Origin of the sequence: Bradyrhizobium sp. (genome assembly GCF_035652035.1) — a bacterium.
In the GTDB taxonomy this organism is placed as follows: Bacteria; Pseudomonadota; Alphaproteobacteria; order Rhizobiales; family Xanthobacteraceae; genus Bradyrhizobium.
This window is the reverse complement of sequence record NZ_DASREO010000025.1, coordinates 13,988-31,035: the sequence shown is the minus strand read 5'-3', so window position 1 is coordinate 31,035 and position 17,048 is coordinate 13,988. Positions and strand designations below refer to the sequence as shown.

Annotated in this window: 20 protein-coding genes and 1 other RNA gene; 9 read left to right on the top strand and 12 right to left on the bottom strand. The window is 62.8% G+C overall.

The features are described from left to right. Positions 1–201: 201 nt before the first annotated feature. From VFB05_RS09765 to VFB05_RS09750, 4 genes are all read right to left on the bottom strand, one after another. Positions 202–705, bottom strand: a complete 504-nt coding sequence (locus VFB05_RS09765) for an Lrp/AsnC family transcriptional regulator (RefSeq protein WP_325011590.1) — start codon at positions 703–705, stop codon at positions 202–204. A gap of 86 nt (positions 706–791) precedes the next feature. Then, positions 792–1,751, bottom strand: a complete 960-nt coding sequence (locus VFB05_RS09760; RefSeq protein ID WP_325011588.1) for a sugar kinase — start codon at positions 1,749–1,751, stop codon at positions 792–794. A gap of 89 nt (positions 1,752–1,840) precedes the next feature. Then, a complete protein-coding gene (gene nudC / locus VFB05_RS09755) occupies positions 1,841–2,782 on the bottom strand; it encodes an NAD(+) diphosphatase (protein ID WP_325011586.1) in 942 nt (313 codons plus the stop codon). Positions 2,783–2,786: 4 nt separating this feature from the next. Continuing rightward, complete coding sequence (locus tag VFB05_RS09750; protein WP_325011584.1) at positions 2,787–3,212, bottom strand: HIT domain-containing protein; 426 nt, start codon at positions 3,210–3,212, stop codon at positions 2,787–2,789. 147 nt (positions 3,213–3,359) lie between these two features. Here VFB05_RS09750 and ffs point away from each other — a divergent pair. The 5 genes from ffs (at position 3,360) to VFB05_RS09725 (ending at position 6,838) form a co-directional block, all read left to right on the top strand. Next, positions 3,360–3,456, top strand: an RNA gene (gene ffs / locus VFB05_RS09745) — signal recognition particle sRNA small type. 101 nt (positions 3,457–3,557) lie between these two features. Further along, positions 3,558–5,399 carry a DNA polymerase III subunit gamma/tau gene (locus VFB05_RS09740; protein WP_325011582.1) on the top strand — a complete coding sequence of 614 codons (1,842 nt, stop codon included), beginning with the start codon at positions 3,558–3,560 and terminating at the stop codon, positions 5,397–5,399. Positions 5,400–5,421: 22 nt separating this feature from the next. Then, positions 5,422–5,742 carry a YbaB/EbfC family nucleoid-associated protein gene (locus tag VFB05_RS09735; protein WP_325011580.1) on the top strand — a complete coding sequence of 107 codons (321 nt, stop codon included), beginning with the start codon at positions 5,422–5,424 and terminating at the stop codon, positions 5,740–5,742. 26 nt (positions 5,743–5,768) lie between these two features. Next, positions 5,769–6,374 (top strand): recombination mediator RecR, encoded by a 606-nt coding sequence (gene recR / locus VFB05_RS09730; protein ID WP_325011578.1) that lies wholly within the window; start codon positions 5,769–5,771, stop codon positions 6,372–6,374. Positions 6,375–6,397: 23 nt separating this feature from the next. Continuing rightward, entirely contained in the window at positions 6,398–6,838 is a 441-nt protein-coding gene (locus VFB05_RS09725; RefSeq protein WP_325011576.1) for a hypothetical protein, read from the top strand. On the opposite strand, the gene VFB05_RS09720 is transcribed toward VFB05_RS09725, so the two are convergent. Together VFB05_RS09720 and VFB05_RS09715 are read right to left on the bottom strand one after the other, a co-directional pair. Next, positions 6,835–8,205 carry an AmpG family muropeptide MFS transporter gene (locus VFB05_RS09720; RefSeq protein WP_325011574.1) on the bottom strand — a complete coding sequence of 457 codons (1,371 nt, stop codon included), beginning with the start codon at positions 8,203–8,205 and terminating at the stop codon, positions 6,835–6,837. The genes VFB05_RS09725 and VFB05_RS09720 overlap by 4 nt on opposite strands. A 34-nt stretch (positions 8,206–8,239) precedes the next feature. Then, the gene (locus VFB05_RS09715; protein WP_325011571.1) at positions 8,240–9,445 is read right to left on the bottom strand and encodes a DNA recombination protein RmuC; all 1,206 of its coding nucleotides are present in this window, start codon (positions 9,443–9,445) and stop codon (positions 8,240–8,242) included. Positions 9,446–9,616: 171 nt separating this feature from the next. On the opposite strand from VFB05_RS09715, the gene def reads away from it, so the two are divergent. Genes def through truA form a run of 4 tightly spaced genes read left to right on the top strand, consistent with a single transcriptional unit; the run spans position 9,617 to position 12,323 of the window. Further along, positions 9,617–10,144, top strand: coding sequence for a peptide deformylase (gene def / locus VFB05_RS09710; protein WP_325011569.1), 528 nt, complete (start codon positions 9,617–9,619; stop codon positions 10,142–10,144). A gap of 5 nt (positions 10,145–10,149) precedes the next feature. Beyond that, positions 10,150–11,082: a methionyl-tRNA formyltransferase gene (gene fmt / locus VFB05_RS09705; RefSeq protein WP_325011567.1), complete on the top strand. Its 933-nt coding sequence runs from the start codon at positions 10,150–10,152 to the stop codon at positions 11,080–11,082. Beyond that, positions 11,079–11,576, top strand: a complete 498-nt coding sequence (locus VFB05_RS09700; RefSeq protein ID WP_325011565.1) for an N-acetyltransferase — start codon at positions 11,079–11,081, stop codon at positions 11,574–11,576. Before fmt ends, VFB05_RS09700 begins: the two co-directional genes overlap by 4 nt. Positions 11,577–11,585: 9 nt before the next feature. Further along, on the top strand, positions 11,586–12,323 hold the full coding sequence (gene truA / locus VFB05_RS09695; RefSeq protein WP_325011563.1) for a tRNA pseudouridine(38-40) synthase TruA: 738 nt from the start codon (positions 11,586–11,588) through the stop codon (positions 12,321–12,323). Between the two features lie 9 nt (positions 12,324–12,332). On the opposite strand, the gene VFB05_RS09690 is transcribed toward truA, so the two are convergent. The 6 genes from VFB05_RS09690 to dapD all read right to left on the bottom strand — a co-directional run bounded on the left by VFB05_RS09690 (position 12,333) and on the right by dapD (position 16,962). Then, positions 12,333–13,007 (bottom strand): dihydrofolate reductase family protein, encoded by a 675-nt coding sequence (locus tag VFB05_RS09690; protein WP_325011561.1) that lies wholly within the window; start codon positions 13,005–13,007, stop codon positions 12,333–12,335. Positions 13,008–13,126: 119 nt separating this feature from the next. Next, entirely contained in the window at positions 13,127–14,281 is a 1,155-nt protein-coding gene (dapE, locus tag VFB05_RS09685; RefSeq protein WP_325011559.1) for a succinyl-diaminopimelate desuccinylase, read from the bottom strand. Then, positions 14,274–14,939 (bottom strand): DUF805 domain-containing protein, encoded by a 666-nt coding sequence (locus tag VFB05_RS09680; protein ID WP_325011557.1) that lies wholly within the window; start codon positions 14,937–14,939, stop codon positions 14,274–14,276. The genes dapE and VFB05_RS09680 overlap by 8 nt, the downstream gene beginning before the upstream one ends. A gap of 124 nt (positions 14,940–15,063) precedes the next feature. Beyond that, positions 15,064–15,573 carry a DUF805 domain-containing protein gene (locus VFB05_RS09675; protein ID WP_325011555.1) on the bottom strand — a complete coding sequence of 170 codons (510 nt, stop codon included), beginning with the start codon at positions 15,571–15,573 and terminating at the stop codon, positions 15,064–15,066. A 51-nt stretch (positions 15,574–15,624) separates the two neighbouring features. Beyond that, positions 15,625–16,035, bottom strand: coding sequence for a hypothetical protein (locus VFB05_RS09670; protein ID WP_325011553.1), 411 nt, complete (start codon positions 16,033–16,035; stop codon positions 15,625–15,627). Positions 16,036–16,116: 81 nt separating this feature from the next. Next, positions 16,117–16,962 (bottom strand): 2,3,4,5-tetrahydropyridine-2,6-dicarboxylate N-succinyltransferase, encoded by an 846-nt coding sequence (dapD, locus tag VFB05_RS09665; RefSeq protein ID WP_325011551.1) that lies wholly within the window; start codon positions 16,960–16,962, stop codon positions 16,117–16,119. Positions 16,963–17,048 lie beyond the last annotated feature (86 nt).

Sequence of the window (17,048 nt, the reverse complement as noted above, 5' to 3'; positions counted from 1 at the left end):
AACAAAGCTAATTACCGGTAAAAATGCGCAAGGATCCGAGAAATTCGGCAATCAAACCAAATAGTTGTATGATGATGTCGGAAAACTAGTGGTTGTTGTCGCAAAGCTTCGCTTCGCCAAGCGGCGTTCCGACTGCGAGCGCAGTGCGAGCTTTTTTGGAAGAGCGTGCCTTCAAGATGGGGCGCGCGCCGCCGTGTTGCCTCAGAGGGCTGGTACCGGAAGCGCGGTCACAGACTTGATCTTTTCCATCGCAAAACGCGACGTCACGTTCTTCAGCGGCACCGCGCCGATCAGCTTCTTGTAGAACACGTCGTAGCTTTGCATGTCGGCGGTGACGACGCGCAGCATGTAATCGACGTCGCCTGCCATCCGGTAAAATTCCATCACTTCCGGCATTGCCGAGACGGCGTCAGCGAACTTTTGCAGCCAGGCCTCGGAATGATCGGCGCTTTCCACCGAGACGAATACGGTGATGCCAAGTCCGATCTTGTTCTGATCGACCAGCGCCACCCGGCGCAGGATGACGCCGTCTGCTTCGAGGCGCTGGATTCGCTTCCAGCACGGGGTCGAGGACAGACCGACACGATCGCCGATCTCGGCGACCGAGAGCGAGGCGTCCTGTTGCAGGACTGTGAGGATCTTGCGGTCGATGGCATCGAGCCGGCGGTTGGGCTCGGTCGAGGCCGGAATGGCGACGTCGGTCATGTCAGAAGAACTTTCTTCCAATTACGAAGGCTTTTGCCCTCATATAGAGAAAATTCTTCTAATTCAAGCCCAATGTTGCATCAGACCTAAGACGCTGCCGGCCGCTTCGCGCTCAAAAGCGCTTCAACTTCAGCACGTTGCGGGGCGGCGAAGGCCCCGCCGAACCGGGTGCATTTCAGGGCTGCGGCGGCTGAGGCGAATCGCAAGGCCGCCCGCAGGTCCTGGCCTTCGGTAATCGCCAGCGCAAAGGCGCCGTGGAACACGTCGCCGGCGCCCAAGGTATCCACGGTGTGCACCGGGAAGGCCGGGGTCTGCTGCAGATTGTGCTCCTCGTCGAGCCAGATCGTTCCTTGCGCGCCGCGGGTCCCTGCGAGGAATGAGGGGGTCAGTTTCGCGATCTTCTTCAGTGCTTCGCCGTCATCGGTGACGCCGGCCGTCTCCTGTAACGGCTCGCTGGAGAAAATCAGATGCGACGATGCGGTGAGCAGGCCCTCCCGCAGCGACATCGCGCGATCGACATCGACCACCACCGGAATGCCGCGGCGCGTCGCCTCCGCACAGAGATCGGTGCAGAACGTCGCGCAGCGGCTCTCGGTCAGGATCGCGTCGCAATCGTCCAGAAGTGCGTCGGTGTCGGGCAGGCGGACGTTCCACAATTCCGGATCGCGGAAGGTGACGATGGTGCGCTCGCCGCTTGGATCGATCATGATGTTGGAAATCGGCGTCACCAGCCCCGGCACGTGGACGAGGTGTTTGGTTTCGATGCCTTCCTCGGCCATCTTCTCGAAAATGTATCGCGACGTCGTTTCCTTCTCGTCGCCCATCGGTCCGCAGATCGAGGCGCGGCCACCAAGGCGCACGATCCCGATCGCACCGTTCAGCGCGTTGCCACCGCAGATTTCATCGAAATGCGTCGCGTTTTCCTTGGAGCCGCGCGCCGGCAGCCCGTGCACCCGAAAGGTCAGGTCGCGTACCGGCATGCCGATGCAAAGGATGCGCGGGGGGCGTTTCGCCCTGGGCGTCGGGGTCGAGGCGGTGTCGGTCATGCGGGTTCCGGTGGTGAGAGCACGATTTCCGAAGTTTGCAGGCAATCGCAGCCTAACGAAGGCGGTCGCGGACTGGTTCCGACCATCGCCTATGCGGCGCCATCCTGCACCCACCGTCCGACCAAATGATGGGCAATCGCAAACGGATGGGGTCCTGCTAACCCTTGCGGATGCTCCCGCCTGATCATCAGGGTTGCTTCCGCGCGGTCGAACCAGCGCGCATCTTCCAGCTCCGTGTGGTCGACGACGATGTCCTCGTTGAGCGCGCGCGCCGTGCAGCCGACCATCAGAGAGGAGGGATAGGGCCAAGGCTGCGTCATATAGTACTGCACGTCGGTGCAGCGGATTCCGGATTCCTCGAAGATCTCGCGCCGGACCGCGTCTTCAATCGTCTCGGCTGCTTCGACGAAACCGGCAAGGCATGAATACATCCCGGGCAGGAAGTGCTTCTGGCGGCCGAGCAAGACCTTGTCGCCCGAGGTCACCAGCATGATGACGACCGGATCGGTGCGGGGAAAATGTTCGGTCTTGCAGTTCGGGCAATCACGCTTCCAGCCGCCTTCGCGCAGCGCCGTGCGAGTGCCGCAATTGGCGCAAAAGCCGTGGCGCTGATGCCAATTCACCAGCGACTTCGCCATGGCGACGGCTGACAACTGATCGGGCGGGACGGCGCCCTGCATGGCCATGCCGCGCAATTCGCTCACGGCGGCGTCATCGCGCGTGAGCAACTGCTCGACCGCGGCGGGTGAAATGCCCATGCCGAACACCGGCGCGCCTTCACGAAGGCCAAGGAAGATGGTGCCGGGATTGGCGCCGAATTTCAGGGCTTCTTCCAGGCTCAGCAGCGCGCGGGTGCCGGTCGCTTCGCGTCTCACCACGAGGGAGTCGCGGTAGACCACATAGGCGCGCGCCTCAGGGTGACTCTCCATCGAAAGCAGTTTCGCCTCGTCGGCGCGCAAATGCGCAGCGCGATCGAGGATGTTCGAAATGAAGCCCGGCTGCCCCAATGGAAATGATTCAAAAGCGTTCATGTGTCTAACCCAGCCAGATCTTGCGACGGAGCGCGCTGATGAAGCGCTGAACCTCCTCCGCGTCATGCGCCAGCGGCGGCACCACGCCCCAGACCGGCCGCGGCCAGGCGGCGTCGCTGGAGCGTCGCGCGATAATGTGCACGTGGAGTTGTGGAACCATGTTGCCGAGCGCTGCGATATTCAGCTTCTCGCATTTGGTAATGTCTTTCAATGCGCGTGCGACGCGGGACATCTCGGTCATCAGTTGCGCCTGCTCGACCTCGGTAAGATCGATGATTTCCACGATGTCCCGCCGGCGCGGCACCAGCAGCAGCCAGGGATAGTGGGCATCCTTGATGACGAGCACGCGGGACAGCGGCAGGTCGCCGATGTCGATGGTGTCTTCCTTGAGCCGCGGATGCAGCGACCAGCCAGTTTCCTCAGGGGTCATGGGCCTTTCCTCGTCATGCCCAAGCGAACGTCAAATCCCACTCCACTAACACCCTGCAACTAATGCCTTATCCCTGATTCTGTACAAGTCTGGCAAACCCCTCGCCCCCGCTTGCTTTCCCAGCCGTTTGGCCCCAAATAGGCGGTGGGAGATTGGCGGTGGACGAGCCACTCGCCAACCGGGTCAGGTCCGGAAGGAAGCAGCCCTAACGAGGTCCGGATCGGGTCGCTCGTCAGTCTCCTACCTGTTTTTTCGGCGAATGGCGCAAGGTTCTGCGATCGATTCCGCCGAGGTAGCTGTTCCGCAAAAGCCAGCTCCGTGAGATCGTCAATTGCGGATCCTCCGATGAATGATGCTGGCACGCCCTTGAACCCTCACGATTCCGACAATGGCGGACTTGGTCTCGGCTCCACGGAGGCCGGCAAGCCTTATCGCGTGCTGGCCCGGAAATACCGTCCCGCCGGTTTCGAGGATTTGATCGGCCAGGAGGCGGTGGTGCGCACCGTCTCGAACGCATTCGAGACCGGACGTATTCCACAGGCCTGGATCCTGACCGGGGTTCGCGGCGTCGGCAAAACCACCACCGCGCGCATTCTGGCGCGGGCGTTGAATTACGAACTGCCGGATGGGTCGGTGAAAGGGCCGACCATCCACATGCCGAAGTTAGGGGTACACTGTCAGGCGATCATGGAAAGCCGGCACATGGACGTGCTGGAAATGGACGCCGCCTCCCACACCGGCGTCGACGATGTCCGCCAGATCAACGACAGCGTGCGCTATGCGCCGGCCAGTGCGCGCTACAAGGTCTACATCATCGACGAAGTCCACATGCTCTCGACCGCGGCGTTCAACGCGTTCCTGAAAACGCTGGAAGAGCCGCCGGAACACGCCAAGTTCGTATTCGCCACCACCGAAATCCGCAAAGTCCCGGTCACGGTGCTGTCGCGCTGTCAGCGCTTCGACCTGCGCCGGGTGGAGGCGGACGTGCTGATGACGCATCTTGCCACTATCGCAAAAAAGGAAGGCGTCGAAGCCGAAGCGGAGGCGCTCGGCATCATTGCGCGCGCGGCGGAGGGTTCGGTGCGCGATTCGCTGTCCTTGCTCGATCAGGCGATCGCGCATGCGGCAGGGCCGGTGCGCGCGGATGCCGTGCGGCAAATGCTCGGGCTTGCCGACCGCACGCGGGTGATCGATCTCTTTGACAGCCTCGTTCGCGGCGACATTGCCAGCGCGTTCAAGGAATTCCGCGAGCAATACGACACCGGCGCCGATCCGGTCGTGGTACTGTCGGACCTCGCCGAGTTCGTCAACTTCGTCACCCGCGTCAAGATCGTGCCGGCGACCGCCGACAATGTCGCCTTCGGCGAGACCGAGCGGCAACGCGCGCGCGAATTCGCCGCCAAGATTTCGATGCGGGTGCTGTCGCGGATGTGGCAGATGCTGCTCAAGGGCATTGCCGAGGTGCGCGACGCAACGCGGCCCGCGGCGGCCGCGGAAATGGTTCTGGTGCGCATCGCCTATGTCGCAGATATGCCGACGCCGGACGAGGCGATCCGGATGATCGAGCAGGGCGGCGGGGCTTCGCCGGCAGCGACATCGAATGTCGCGCCACGCGCGACCCCGGCCGCGCCGGCCTCGGCAATCTCAGCTTCGCCGGTTCGATCCGGTGCGGCGCCGCGCGCCAGTGCCGAGCCGTCGATGCGTCCGCAAATGGCAGCGCCAGCGCCCGAGCCCCAGAGCGTGCCGGCGCGCCGGATCGGGACGTTTCCCGAGCTTGTGGCGCTTGCCGGCGAAAAGCGCGATTTGCTGACCAAGGCTGCACTGGAAGCGGACGTCCGGCTGGTTCGCATCGAGGACGGACGGCTGGAGGTGGCGCTGGAACGCAACGCCCAGCGTACGCTGATCAACGATCTCTCCCGCAAGCTGGAGCAATGGACGGGCCGGCGCTGGACCGTGATCGTGTCCAACGAGGCCGGGCAGCCGACGCTGAAGGCGCAGAACGCAGCCGCCCAAAGCGTACGCGAGCGCGCCGCCGAATCCGATCCCCGCGTGAGGGAAGTGCTGGCACGATTCCCAGGCGCGAAAGTTGTCGAGGTGCGCAGGCTTGCCGCCGAGCCGCCGGAATCCCATGCTGATGGGGATGATCTCGCCGACAGCAGCGACGGCGACGACGTGGACGACGCGTAACGATTTTAAAGAGGAAACGTCGATGGCTGATTTTCTCGGCATGATGAAGCAGGCGGCGCAGCTGCAATCGAAGATGCAGGCGATGCAGGAAGAACTCGGCCAGGTCGAGGTCGAGGGCATTTCCGGCGGTGGCCTGGTCAGCGTGCGGATGACCGCGAAGATGGAGGTCAAGGGCGTCAGGATCGATCCGTCCCTGATCAAGCCAGAGGAGCGCGAAATCCTCGAGGACCTGCTTGTGACGGCCTGCGGCGACGCGCGGCGCAAGGCGGAACTCGCCATGCAGGAAAAGATGCAGGCGCTGACCGGGGGGCTCGGCCTGCCGCCCGGACTGGGTCTCGGCTAGTCGGCTAGATGGATACTGACTGACCCATGGCCACTGCGGTTGCCGGACCTGAAATCGAACGCCTGATCCAGCTGCTCGCGCGGTTGCCTGGCCTGGGCCCGCGCTCGGCGCGGCGTGCCGCGCTGCATCTGATCAAGAAACGTGAGGCGCTGATGACGCCGTTGTCGTCTGCGCTGCAGGTTGCGATCGACAAGATCCAGGTCTGCAAGACCTGCGGCAACATCGACACCCAAAATCCCTGCACCGTGTGCACCGATGCAAGGCGAGATCAGTCGATCATCGTGGTGGTCGCCGACGTTGCCGATCTCTGGGCGCTGGAGCGGGCGAATGCCTCGAGCGGCCTCTATCACGTGCTTGGCGCGACGCTGTCGCCGCTCGATGGCGTCGGTCCGCAGGACCTGACGATCGACGCGCTGGTCAAGCGCGCGCATGAGCCGCAGGTGAGCGAAATCATCCTGGCGCTGAATGCGACGGTCGATGGCCAGACCACCGCGCACTACATCACCGACCTCCTGCAGGACGCCAATGTCAGGGTCACGCGGCTCGCCCATGGCGTGCCGGTCGGCGGCGAACTCGACTATCTCGACGAAGGCACCCTGTCGGCAGCGATGCGGCAGCGGACCTTGTTCTAGCCAACAAGACGGAAACCATTGAAATGACGAAAAAGGGATTCGGCAGACGGCTGGCTTTGGCCACGATCATGATGGCAACATTGGCGATGCCGACCGCACGAGCCCAGCAGGCCGACCTTCCGCCCGCGAACGACAACAAGCCTGGTACCCTGCTCAAGGCCGGCGACATTCTGTCCGGGCAGCTGAATGCCTTGCGCTCGCATGGCACCAAGAAGGACAAGCGCGCAGCGACCTATCAGCTCACCAGCGAGCCGCACAAGTTGCCGCCGCCGAGCGGGCTTTGCAATCTCGAGACCGGGCCCGAGACATTCCAGATAGTCACGAGCAGCGACGCCGACGTCGCAAAATTAAAGGCTTTTGTCGGCAAGGACATCTCGCTGAAAGTCGATGAGGTTTCCTGCGCCCAGGACGCCGGCCAGATGAGCGAAGCCATCGTCACCAAATGGAGCGTGGTGAAGCGTTAAACTCTGACCGGGCCCAGCGCCGCAAAATGACCGCGTCGTTGCAGGTAAACCAGCAGCAACAAGCTCGGCACCGCGACAACGACGCAAATCATAAAGAAGAGCGGCCATCCCGTGGCTTTCGCGACGTAGCCCGCGCCCGATGAAAGATAGGTGCGGCCTACGGCCGCAAGCGCGGTAAGCAGCGCATATTGGGTCGCGGTGTGCAGCGGGTTGCGGCACAGCGCCGAGAGATAGGCGACGAAGATCACGGTGCCGATGGCGCTGGTGAAATTTTCCGCCGTGATCGCCAGCACCAGCGCCCAATGGTTGACGCCAGCCAGCGCTAGCCACGAGAACGACAGATTGGCAACGGCCTGCAGTACGCCGCCGATCCACAGGCTTGCCGCGAGCGAGTAGCGCCGTGCCACGAAGCCGCCGGCGAACCCGCCGATCAGCGTGGCGGCGAGCCCGAAGCCCTTGACGATCGCGGCATAGTCGTTGCGGGAAAAACCAAGATCAATCACAAACGGCGCGGTCATCGAGCCCGAGAAGGCGTCGGTGAATTTGAACAGGACCACGAATGCGAGCGCTGCGAGTGCGTCCTTGCGCAGGAGGAATTCGGAGAATGCCCCCGCTGCCGCATGGACGACGCGCGAGAACGCGGTCTCGCTGCTGGTCGCAGCGTCCGCGCGAACGGATGGCTCCGGTTCGGTGGCGAAGAGCGCCGTGGCGGTACCGATCAGCACCAGCGCCGCCATGGTCACATAGCCCCACATCCAGGCGGATGTGCGCGCGATGCCGCTGCCCTCATAGGCGCTGACGAGAAACAGCGCACCCGCGGTCGAAACCAGCATGCCGATCCGGTAGGCCGCGACATAGGCGGCCATGCCGGCGGCCTGTTCGCTTTCGGGCAGGCTCTCGACGCGAAAGGCATCGACCACGATGTCCTGCGTCGATGACATTGTTGCCACCAGCAGCGCCGCAAACGCCACAAAGGCGGCCGAGCGCGCGGGATCGGCGAGTGCCAGCAGCACGATCGATGCGATCAAGAGCAGTTGCGAAGCAAGTAACCAGCCGCGGCGGCGGCCGAAGATGCGTGTGAAGAACGGCACGTGCAGGGCATCGACCAGTGGCGCCCAGAGGAACTTGAGCGTGTAGGGCGTGCCAACCAGCGCAAACAGCCCGATGGTGCCGAGATCCACGCCGGATTCGCGCATCCAGATCAGTAGCGTCGATCCCGACAGTGCCAGCGGCAGGCCGGACGAAAAACCGAGGAACAGGACGATCAGCACGCGCGGCTGCAGATAGACGGCAAGACCATCGCGCCAGGAGGGCGCGGCTTTTTTCGACGATGAGGGTGCTTGTAATGCGGCTTCGGGGGCGTTCATGCCGCGGTGTTAGCAGATTCTGGCGCTCCTGCCTCTACTCCCCCGCCTGCAGCTTGCGCGGCAGCGGGAACAGCTCGGGCGTGCCTGATTTGACGAGGCGCGGCGGCTCGGGGGCTGCGTCCTTGCTGAAGTCGAGTTCCTCGATCCGTCCGGCGCGCTTTTCGATCTTGTCGGCGGAGATCAGGATTTGCCGGACGTCCTCGTTGACGTCGGTAAAGTGCTTTTGCAGCTTCAACACGCGGTCGCGCAGCCGGGTGAGATCGTCGCCGAGGTTGAGAACCTCGGTGCGGATCTGGTCGGCGGCGTCGCGCATCCGCGCGTCTTTCAGGATCTGCTGCATCACCTGGATCGCAAGCATCAAGAGCGATGGCGACACCAGCACGACACGGGCGCGATAGGCCTTCTGGATCACGTCGTCGAAGCGATCGTGGATTTCGGCATAGACCGATTCTGACGGCACGAACATCAGCGCGGTGTCCTGCGTCTCGCCCGCGATCAGGTATTTCTCCGCAATATCGCTGACATGCTTCATCACGTCGTTGCGCAGGCGCTGGGTCGCGATCTTCTTTTCTTCATCGCTGCGCGCATCGTGCAGCGCCGTGATCGCTTCAAGAGGAAACTTCGCATCGATACAAAGCGGCCGCTGGTCCGGCAAAAACACCACGCAATCCGGCCGCTTGCCGGTCGAAAGCGTGTGCTGGAATTCGTAAGCGCCCTTCGGCATGCCGTCCTGGACGATCGCTTCCATCCGCGCCTGGCCAAAGGCGCCGCGCGACTGCTTGTTGGCGAGCACGTCGCGCAGCGTCGTCACCTGCGACGTCAGGTCGGTGAGATTCTTGTGCGCGTTGTCGATGATGCCGAGCCGCTCATGCAGCACGCGCAAGCTATCCATGGTGTGGCGCGTGGTCTGCTCCATGGATTGGCCGACGCGGTGGGTCACCGAATCCAGTCGCTCAGAGACCGTGCGGGCCATTTCAGCCTGTCGTCCGGCGAGCGCCTGTCCCATCGCATCGACCCGGCCGGTGGCCTCGCTTTGCGCGCGCAGGACGTCGCCAAGGCGCTCCTCGAGCTCATCGGCGCGCTGGGCTTGCGCCTGCGCCAGTTCCAGTCCGCGGCGCCCCGATCGCGCCACCGCGATGGCGATGGCGAACAGCAAAAGGAGGGCAGCCGCGCCAAAGCCGATCAGCGCTTCGCCGGTGTGGACCGGCGTGGTGCCGATCATGAAAAGTGTCTCTTTCATGCCGTCCTTGATAACCGATTCGGTCTTGAATGCGAACGAAGAGGGAACATTTATGGTAAATGCCAGGTAAATTTTTATGGTTAATGCTTCCTCAACAAACATGGTTAAGAGCGGGTAAACGCGCGTTTGCACGCATTGACCCCATGAACCCATCCCCTTAAATCGCCCGCCATGGCACTCCGCGAAATCATCATCCTTCCCGACAAACAGCTGCGTCTGGTCTCGAAGCCGATCGAAAAGGTCACGCCCGAGATCCGCAAACTGGCCGACGACATGTTCGAGACCATGTACGACGCACCGGGCATCGGGCTTGCGGCGATCCAGGTCGCGCAGCCGCTGCGGCTGATCACGATGGACCTCGCGAAGAAAAACGAAGAGGGCGAGGTCAATCCGCAGCCGCGGGTCTTTATCAACCCTGAAATCATTTCGTCGTCGGAAGAGACCTCGATCTACGAGGAAGGGTGTCTGTCGATCCCCGAATATTACGAGGAGGTCGAGCGGCCGGCGAAAGTGCGCCTGCGCTTCACCGATCTTGACGGCAAGGTGCACGAGGAAGACGCCGAAGGCCTTTACGCGACCTGCATCCAGCACGAGATCGATCATCTCAACGGCGTCTTGTTCGTGGATTACCTGTCGAAGCTCAAGCGCGACCGCGTGCTGAAGAAGTTCACCAAGGCCGCCAAGCGCGCCGAGGATTAGGGCCGATGCCCCTCCGTTTGATTTTCATGGGAACGCCGGACTTCGCGGTGCCGACGCTGCTTGAGCTTGTGGCCCATGGCCATGAGATCGCGGCCGTCTATACGCGCGCGGCGAAGCCTGCCGGACGCGGCATGAAGCTGCAACAAACGCCGGTCGAGCAGGAGGCGCGGCGGCTCGGCATTCCCGTGTTCACGCCATCGACGCTGAAGACCCCGGGCGCACTGGAAGAGTTTCGCGCGCATCGCGCGGACGCTGCGGTGGTCGTTGCGTACGGCATGATCCTGCCGCAAGCGATTCTCGATGCGCCGAAGCTTGGCTGCTTCAATCTTCACGCCTCGCTGTTGCCGCGCTGGCGCGGTGCTGCGCCGATCAATCGCGCCATCATGGCTGGCGATGCCGAGACCGGCGTGATGGTGATGAAGATGGATGTCGGCCTCGATACCGGTGACGTCGCGATGGCCGAGCGGCTTGCGATCACGGACGCGATGACAGCGTCTGATCTGCACGATGCGCTGGCGCCGCTCGGCGGCGACTTGATGGCGCGTGCGATGGGCGCACTTGAGCGCGGGACGCTGCAACTGGCGCCGCAACGCAGCGAGGGTGTGACTTACGCGGCCAAGATCGACAAGGCGGAAGCGCATATCGACTGGAACAAACCGGCCAGCGAAGTACTGCGCCACATCCATGGCCTGTCACCATTCCCGGGCGCGTGGTGCGAGATGCCGCTCGAAGGGGCGGCCCAGCGGGTCAAAATTTTGCGTTGTGAAATCGCCTCAGGTTCCGGCGAGCCGGGCGTCGTGCTCGACGACCGTCTCACGATTGCCTGTGCGCAGGGCGCGATTCGCATCATCGAATTGCAGCGCGCCGGCAAGCAGCCGATGAAGGCGGACGAGTTTTTGCGTGGCACGCAGATTAAGCCCGGGACACGATTTAAGTGATTATTCGCGCCGCAGTGCCGGGCGATGCCGTCCCAATTCGCGGCATCCTATGCGCGGCCTTTGCCGGCGAGCAGGAAGCCGATCTGGTCGAGCATCTCCGCCGCGACGGCGAACTGCTGCTGTCGATTGTGGCCGAAGATGATGGGCGCGTCGTCGGCCATGTCGGCTTCTCGCGCTTGTGGACCGCCCTCGACGGACAGCGCTTGCCGGGTGTCAGCCTTGCTCCACTCGCGGTCGCGGCGGATTGTCGGCGGCGTGGCATTGGAGCGTCGCTGGTCGAGGCTGGCCATGAGCAGCTTCGTGGTGCCGGCGAGTCCATCGTTTTCGTACTCGGCGATCCCGCTTATTATGGCCGCTTCGGCTATTCGGTACCGGCCGCTGCGGCGTTTGACTGTGTCTATGCCGGATCGCACTTTCAGGCGCTTGTTCTCGCCGACGATGCGCCACCTGCAGGCGCGATTGCCTACCCTGCTGCTTTCAACCGACTCGCATGATTTGATCCAATGCCCCGCTACAAGCTCACGATCGAATATGACGGCACGCCCTTTAGTGGCTGGCAGATTCAGGAGAATGGCCCCTCGGTGCAGGGCGCGCTGGAAGCTGCGGTGAAGGCGATCTGCGGCGAACGAGTGCGCGTGCATGGCGCCGGACGCACCGATGCCGGCGTACATGCGCTGGGACAGGTGGCGCATTGCGACATTGCAAAACATTTCGTGCCGGGCCGCTTCCGCGACGGGCTGAACGCGCATTTGCGGCCGCATCCGATCGGCGTGCTCTCGGCGGATATCGTGGGTGACGATTTCGAGGCGCGGTTTTCCGCCAAGAAGCGCCACTACCGCTACCGGATCCGGAATACGCGCGCCAATCTTGCGCTCGACATCGGCCGTGTCTGGAGGTTGCCGCGGCCGCTCGACACCGATGCGATGCATGCGGCTGCGCAGCGTCTGGTCGGCAGGCATGATTTCTCGACCTTTCGCGACACTGAATGTCAGGCGAAATCGCCGGTGCGGACGCTGGATCAACTCGATGTCGTGAGAAGCGGCGACGAGGTCGATATCTTCACCTCGGCGCGTTCGTTCCTGCACAGCCAGGTGCGTTCGATGGTGGGTTCCCTGGTCTGGGTTGGCGAGGGCCGCTGGAGTGCTGACGATCTCGCGGCCGCCCTTGATGCGCGTGATCGCACGGCGTGCGGCGTCGTCGCGCCGCCTGAGGGGCTTTATCTGGTGCGGGTGGAATACTAACCTTCCGGTTCAAGCGTCTTTCGTGAACACTATGTGGGTCGCTTTGGCGGTCGCGACATGTTCGGAGCGCTTGTAACCCAGACGCACCATGTCAATGTTCGCAAAGAGGCTCTCACCCGATCCGAGCAAGGCCGGCGCGATAGCAAGATGCAGTTCATCGACCAGGCGCGCATTCAGATACTCCCTGATCGTCGCCACGCCGCCCCCGAGCCGAATGTCATTGCCTCCCGCCGACTGCCGGGCCCGCTGTAACGCTGACTCGATGCCGTCAGTCACGAAGTGGAACACAGTGCCGCCCCTCATTTCGATCGGTGCGCGCGCATGATGCGTCAGCACAAAGACATCGCAGTGATAGGGCGGCTCATCTCCCCACCATCCTTTCCAGCTATCGTCCGGCCACGGCCCGCGTACAGGGCCGAACATGTTTCGGCCGAGTATCCATGCGCCGATATTGTCGAAGCCACGCGCGGCGAAGTCGTCATCAGGTCCAGTCGTGCCGCCGTCCTTGCCGAACAGCATTTTCTGAAAGGTTCGTGTCGGAAACACCCACTCATGCAGTGTCATGCCGCCGACACCCATCGGGTTATCGAGGTCCTGATTTGTGCCCGCGCCGTAGCCGTCGACTGATACGCCAAAGCAGCGGACGACAAGTTTGGCTGGTTTGTTGCTCAGGGTCGTCGACATGGCCTATCCCCACACAAATTTAATGCTCTCACTCTGAGACGAATGAGCGGAAGCCGAACCGACATCGGCAAATCATTTTTCGCCGACATCCAGGCGTAGCCCGGAATTCTCCAGCGGGTTTAGCCGAAATACCTCTCCAGTATCCCGCGATAGATCAGCGTCAGCTTCTCGATGTCGGCAACCGATGCGCGCTCGTCGATCTGGTGCATGGTTTGGCCAACCAGGCCGAACTCGATCACCGGGCAGTACTGCGAGATGAAGCGCGCGTCCGAGGTGCCGCCGGAGGTCGACAATTCCGGCTTGCGGCCGGTGACGTTCTCGATCGCCGCAATGGCGAGGTCGGTAAACGCGCCGGGCTTGGTGACGAACACGTTCGAGTTCGACGGCTCCCACACGATGTGCGCCTTGATGCGGTTGCCGGTGGCCTTGGCAAGACGCGCCTCTACCAGTTCGCGCAATGTGGCTTGCGTGTGCAGATCGTTGAAACGGATGTTGAACTTCGCGCGCGCCTGACCGGGTATCACGTTGCTGGCGGCGTTGCCGACATCGACCGAGGTGAATTCAAGGTTTGAGGGCTGGAACTGTGCGCTGCCCTGATCGAGAGGTTCGTCGCTCAGCGCCACGATCAGGCGCGAAATATCCGGCACTGGATTTGAGGCGCGATGCGGATAGGCGACGTGGCCCTGAACGCCGTCGACGTAAAGCGTGCCGGACTGTGAGCCGCGGCGGCCGATCTTGATGCAATCGCCGAGCGTCTCGACATTCGAAGGCTCGCCCAACACGCAATGGTCGAATTTTTCGCCACGCGCGGCAGCCCATCGCAGCAGCTTGATCGTGCCGTTGACGGCAACATCTTCCTCGTCGCCCGTGATCAGAAACGAGATCGAACCTTTGAGCTTGCCGCCGTGCTGGCTGAGATATTGCAGCACCGCGGCGGCGCTGCAGGCAATGCCGCCTTTCATGTCGACGGTGCCGCGGCCGTAAAGAAAACCGTCTTTCACCTCGCCGGAAAAGGCGCCGACGCTCCAGGCCGCCTCGTCGCCGGGCGGTACCACGTCGGTATGACCGGCGAAGGAGATGTGCGGCGCTTCGCTGCCGATGCGCGCATAGAGATTGTCGATATCGGCTGCGCCGGCTTCGCTGAAGGTGACGCGGTGGGTTTCAAATCCAGCAGCTTTGAGGAGCTTTTCCAGAACGCCGAGGGCGCCGGCATCGGCCGGGGTTATCGAGGGACAGCGGACGAGGTCGCGGGCAATCGAGAGGGCATCAGTCATGCCCCCGCTTAACACGCATGCCCGGCAACGGGCTAGCTTGGTGCGGGACAAATTCAATTGCGTCGGTCTGATTCCAGCTGGAGCTGCCACCGCTTGAGCTGCGCGGCCGTGTCTGCGCCTTGGGCAATGGATTGGGTCCGAAGCGGTTGGTCCATCGTGTCCCCCGCAGGCAGAAGAGCTCGACAAAGCCGGCGATCATCAGAAGGACCCCGGCCCACGGGAGAGGAAGCAACCAATCGGCATCGGGCAACCGGTCCTGAAACTGGGTGTAAAGGCCGGGGACGACGAGATAGGGCAGCGCCCACCACCCGCTCTTGTCGCGGTCGTGCAGCCGCTTGACTGCGGTTGCGAGGTAGACCCAGGCGAAGATCAGCGTGCCGGCGGCGTGGCAAAAGGCCAGAACGAGATGAGCGGGAGAGGCCTCCTTGCCCTCGCGTACCCGCGCGATTGCATTGCGCAGCACCGCGGGATCGACAAACTTGAAAATGTCGTTGACGTTGAAATGAATGGATTTGACAGGGTTGCCGAACAGCTGATCGACGAACAGAATCAGCATGGCCAGGAACGCCATCCAGCAGACGATGACCAGCATCGCCAGCCACATCTTGGCCCGGTTGATGCGGCCATCGAATTCGAACAGAAACCAGACCCAGTCCATCGCAGTCCTCCACCCCGCAGGGGACAGGCCTGCGGCTTGGGGATTAGTCGCCAGGAGGGAGCCTCGGGTTCGAGCCAGGATCTGGTTCAGGAGCCCGGCTGAGACGGCCGATTGCGGCCAGGAATCAATGACGAGAGACCAGAAAGTCCGGAATGCCGGTCGGCTGCGGGCGCAGGTCAATCGGCGAATCGGGCGTCGCTGTGGGATCCGGTCCAAATCGGTTTGGGCCATCGGAACCGCTCAGGAAAAACAGCTCGATGACGACCCAGGTTTGCAAAAGGGAGAGAATAATGGCTGACATCACCAGCAGCAATTGCGTGGCAGCCGAGAGATCGACGCCGAATGCGAGACCGAAGAACAGACCGTAATACAGATAGGACAGGCGATTGACGGCAAACACCGCAACCGCCCACCAGCCGCTGCGGTCGCGGTCATGCAAGCGCTTGGCTGTGACGGCAAGGTTGACCCAAAGCATCGGAATCGCGGCAAGCCAGTGCTCCCACTGCGCGGACGAATAAAGCCGCAGTTTCAGCCAGAGCAGCAACCAGAGGGCAAGGAGGGCGAGCTCGACCACGAGGTATCGGGCGCGGCCGACGCGGCCCTTGAAGCTGAAGAGTAACCAAAGCCAAGCCATCGCAAGCCTCCCGGGCCGCGGCCGAGCGCCACAGCTCGATGGTTAGTCGGATCAGGTGCGTGAAGGGTTCGGACCGGTGTGGCGAGTAGCCGCGGAGCAAGGTTGCATGCTGCCCGCTAGCCGGCGCAAGCCGCTCATCTCGGCGAAGCCCCAGAAATAGAGTCCCGCCGCGACGACCCGCAGTGTCACGGCAACGATGGAATTCTGCTCTGGGTTCGTGAAAACGATGATAGCGGCGGGAAGGACGAAGAAGGGCACGATCCACCAGGCACTTCTGCCGGTGTCCCGCATCCATTCGCGGAACGCGACGAAATCGATCGAGACGGACGCTGCGATATGGTTGCCCGATGCGACCATCGCGACCGGCACGCTCATCCAGCAAACATGGGCAAGCGGAACGAACCAGGCGCGGGCGCGATCGAAAGCGCCATCAAGGCTGATTTGAAATCCGCGCCAGTCCATCGACGACCTCCCGGAGCGGCCGTACGCGCTCCGGCTATTGGTCGGAACTAGAGTAGTCTGGGTTCGACTGCGATGGCAGCGTTAGTCCCGCAGCAACTCGTTGATGCTGGTCTTGGCGCGGGTGCGCTCGTCAACCCGTTTGACGATGACGGCGCAGGCCGTCGCCGGGCCTGGCTGGCCGTTTTTCAGCGGTTTGGCCGGCAAGGTGCCGGGCACCACGACGGCATATTCCGGAACCTCGCCGACGAAAGTCTCGCCGGTCTCGCGGTCGACGATCTTGGTGGAGGCGCCGAGGAATACGCCCATCGCCAGCACCGCGCCCTTGCGCAAGATCACGCCTTCGGCCACTTCCGAACGCGCGCCGATGAAGCAATCGTCCTCGACGATCACGGGTTCGGCCTGCAACGGCTCCAGTACGCCGCCGATGCCGACACCGCCGGAGATGTGCACCCGCTTGCCGATCTGGGCGCAGGAGCCGACCGTCGACCATGTGTCGATCATGGTCGCTTCATCGACATAGGCGCCGAGATTGACGAAGGACGGCATCAGCACAACGTTGCGCGCGATGAAGGCCGAGCGACGAACGATGGCGCCGGGAACGGCGCGGAAGCCGGCGTCGCGAAAGCGGTTCTCGCCCCAGCCGTCGAATTTCGACGGCACCTTGTCCCACCACGACGCCTTGCCCGGGCCGCCCGATATCGCGGCCATGTCGTTGAGGCGGAACGACAGCAGCACCGCCTTCTTCAGCCACTGATGCACCTTCCATTTGCCGTTTCCCTCGCGTTCGGCGACGCGCGCTTCGCCTTTGTCGAGCAGGTCGAGCGCGTGATCGACGGCCTCGCGGACTTCGCCGTTGGTGGCGGAAGAAATGCCTTCGCGGGCGTCGAACGCGGCGTTGATGGTGGATTCGAGGGCGGCAGCGGACATCGTGTTTCCTTGGGAAGGGCGGTTGGAAGCGGCTTTTTCGGAATTTGAGGGGGGAGAGTCAAGGCGCGCTTCGTACCCTCTCCCCT

What these genes read in the sequence shown, in the direction of transcription:
- VFB05_RS09765 (WP_325011590.1), bottom strand. Translation starts at nt 705, where the DNA reads ATGACCGACGTCGCCATTCCGGCCTCGACCGAGCCCAACCGCCGGCTC.
- VFB05_RS09760 (WP_325011588.1), bottom strand. Translation starts at nt 1,751, where the DNA reads ATGACCGACACCGCCTCGACCCCGACGCCCAGGGCGAAACGCCCCCCG.
- nudC (WP_325011586.1), bottom strand. Translation starts at nt 2,782, where the DNA reads ATGAACGCTTTTGAATCATTTCCATTGGGGCAGCCGGGCTTCATTTCG.
- VFB05_RS09750 (WP_325011584.1), bottom strand. Translation starts at nt 3,212, where the DNA reads ATGACCCCTGAGGAAACTGGCTGGTCGCTGCATCCGCGGCTCAAGGAA.
- VFB05_RS09740 (WP_325011582.1), top strand. Translation starts at nt 3,558, where the DNA reads ATGAATGATGCTGGCACGCCCTTGAACCCTCACGATTCCGACAATGGC.
- VFB05_RS09735 (WP_325011580.1), top strand. Translation starts at nt 5,422, where the DNA reads ATGGCTGATTTTCTCGGCATGATGAAGCAGGCGGCGCAGCTGCAATCG.
- recR (WP_325011578.1), top strand. Translation starts at nt 5,769, where the DNA reads ATGGCCACTGCGGTTGCCGGACCTGAAATCGAACGCCTGATCCAGCTG.
- VFB05_RS09725 (WP_325011576.1), top strand. Translation starts at nt 6,398, where the DNA reads ATGACGAAAAAGGGATTCGGCAGACGGCTGGCTTTGGCCACGATCATG.
- VFB05_RS09720 (WP_325011574.1), bottom strand. Translation starts at nt 8,205, where the DNA reads ATGAACGCCCCCGAAGCCGCATTACAAGCACCCTCATCGTCGAAAAAA.
- VFB05_RS09715 (WP_325011571.1), bottom strand. Translation starts at nt 9,445, where the DNA reads ATGAAAGAGACACTTTTCATGATCGGCACCACGCCGGTCCACACCGGC.
- def (WP_325011569.1), top strand. Translation starts at nt 9,617, where the DNA reads ATGGCACTCCGCGAAATCATCATCCTTCCCGACAAACAGCTGCGTCTG.
- fmt (WP_325011567.1), top strand. Translation starts at nt 10,150, where the DNA reads ATGCCCCTCCGTTTGATTTTCATGGGAACGCCGGACTTCGCGGTGCCG.
- truA (WP_325011563.1), top strand. Translation starts at nt 11,586, where the DNA reads ATGCCCCGCTACAAGCTCACGATCGAATATGACGGCACGCCCTTTAGT.
- VFB05_RS09690 (WP_325011561.1), bottom strand. Translation starts at nt 13,007, where the DNA reads ATGTCGACGACCCTGAGCAACAAACCAGCCAAACTTGTCGTCCGCTGC.
- dapE (WP_325011559.1), bottom strand. Translation starts at nt 14,281, where the DNA reads ATGACTGATGCCCTCTCGATTGCCCGCGACCTCGTCCGCTGTCCCTCG.
- VFB05_RS09680 (WP_325011557.1), bottom strand. Translation starts at nt 14,939, where the DNA reads ATGGACTGGGTCTGGTTTCTGTTCGAATTCGATGGCCGCATCAACCGG.
- VFB05_RS09675 (WP_325011555.1), bottom strand. Translation starts at nt 15,573, where the DNA reads ATGGCTTGGCTTTGGTTACTCTTCAGCTTCAAGGGCCGCGTCGGCCGC.
- VFB05_RS09670 (WP_325011553.1), bottom strand. Translation starts at nt 16,035, where the DNA reads ATGGACTGGCGCGGATTTCAAATCAGCCTTGATGGCGCTTTCGATCGC.
- dapD (WP_325011551.1), bottom strand. Translation starts at nt 16,962, where the DNA reads ATGTCCGCTGCCGCCCTCGAATCCACCATCAACGCCGCGTTCGACGCC.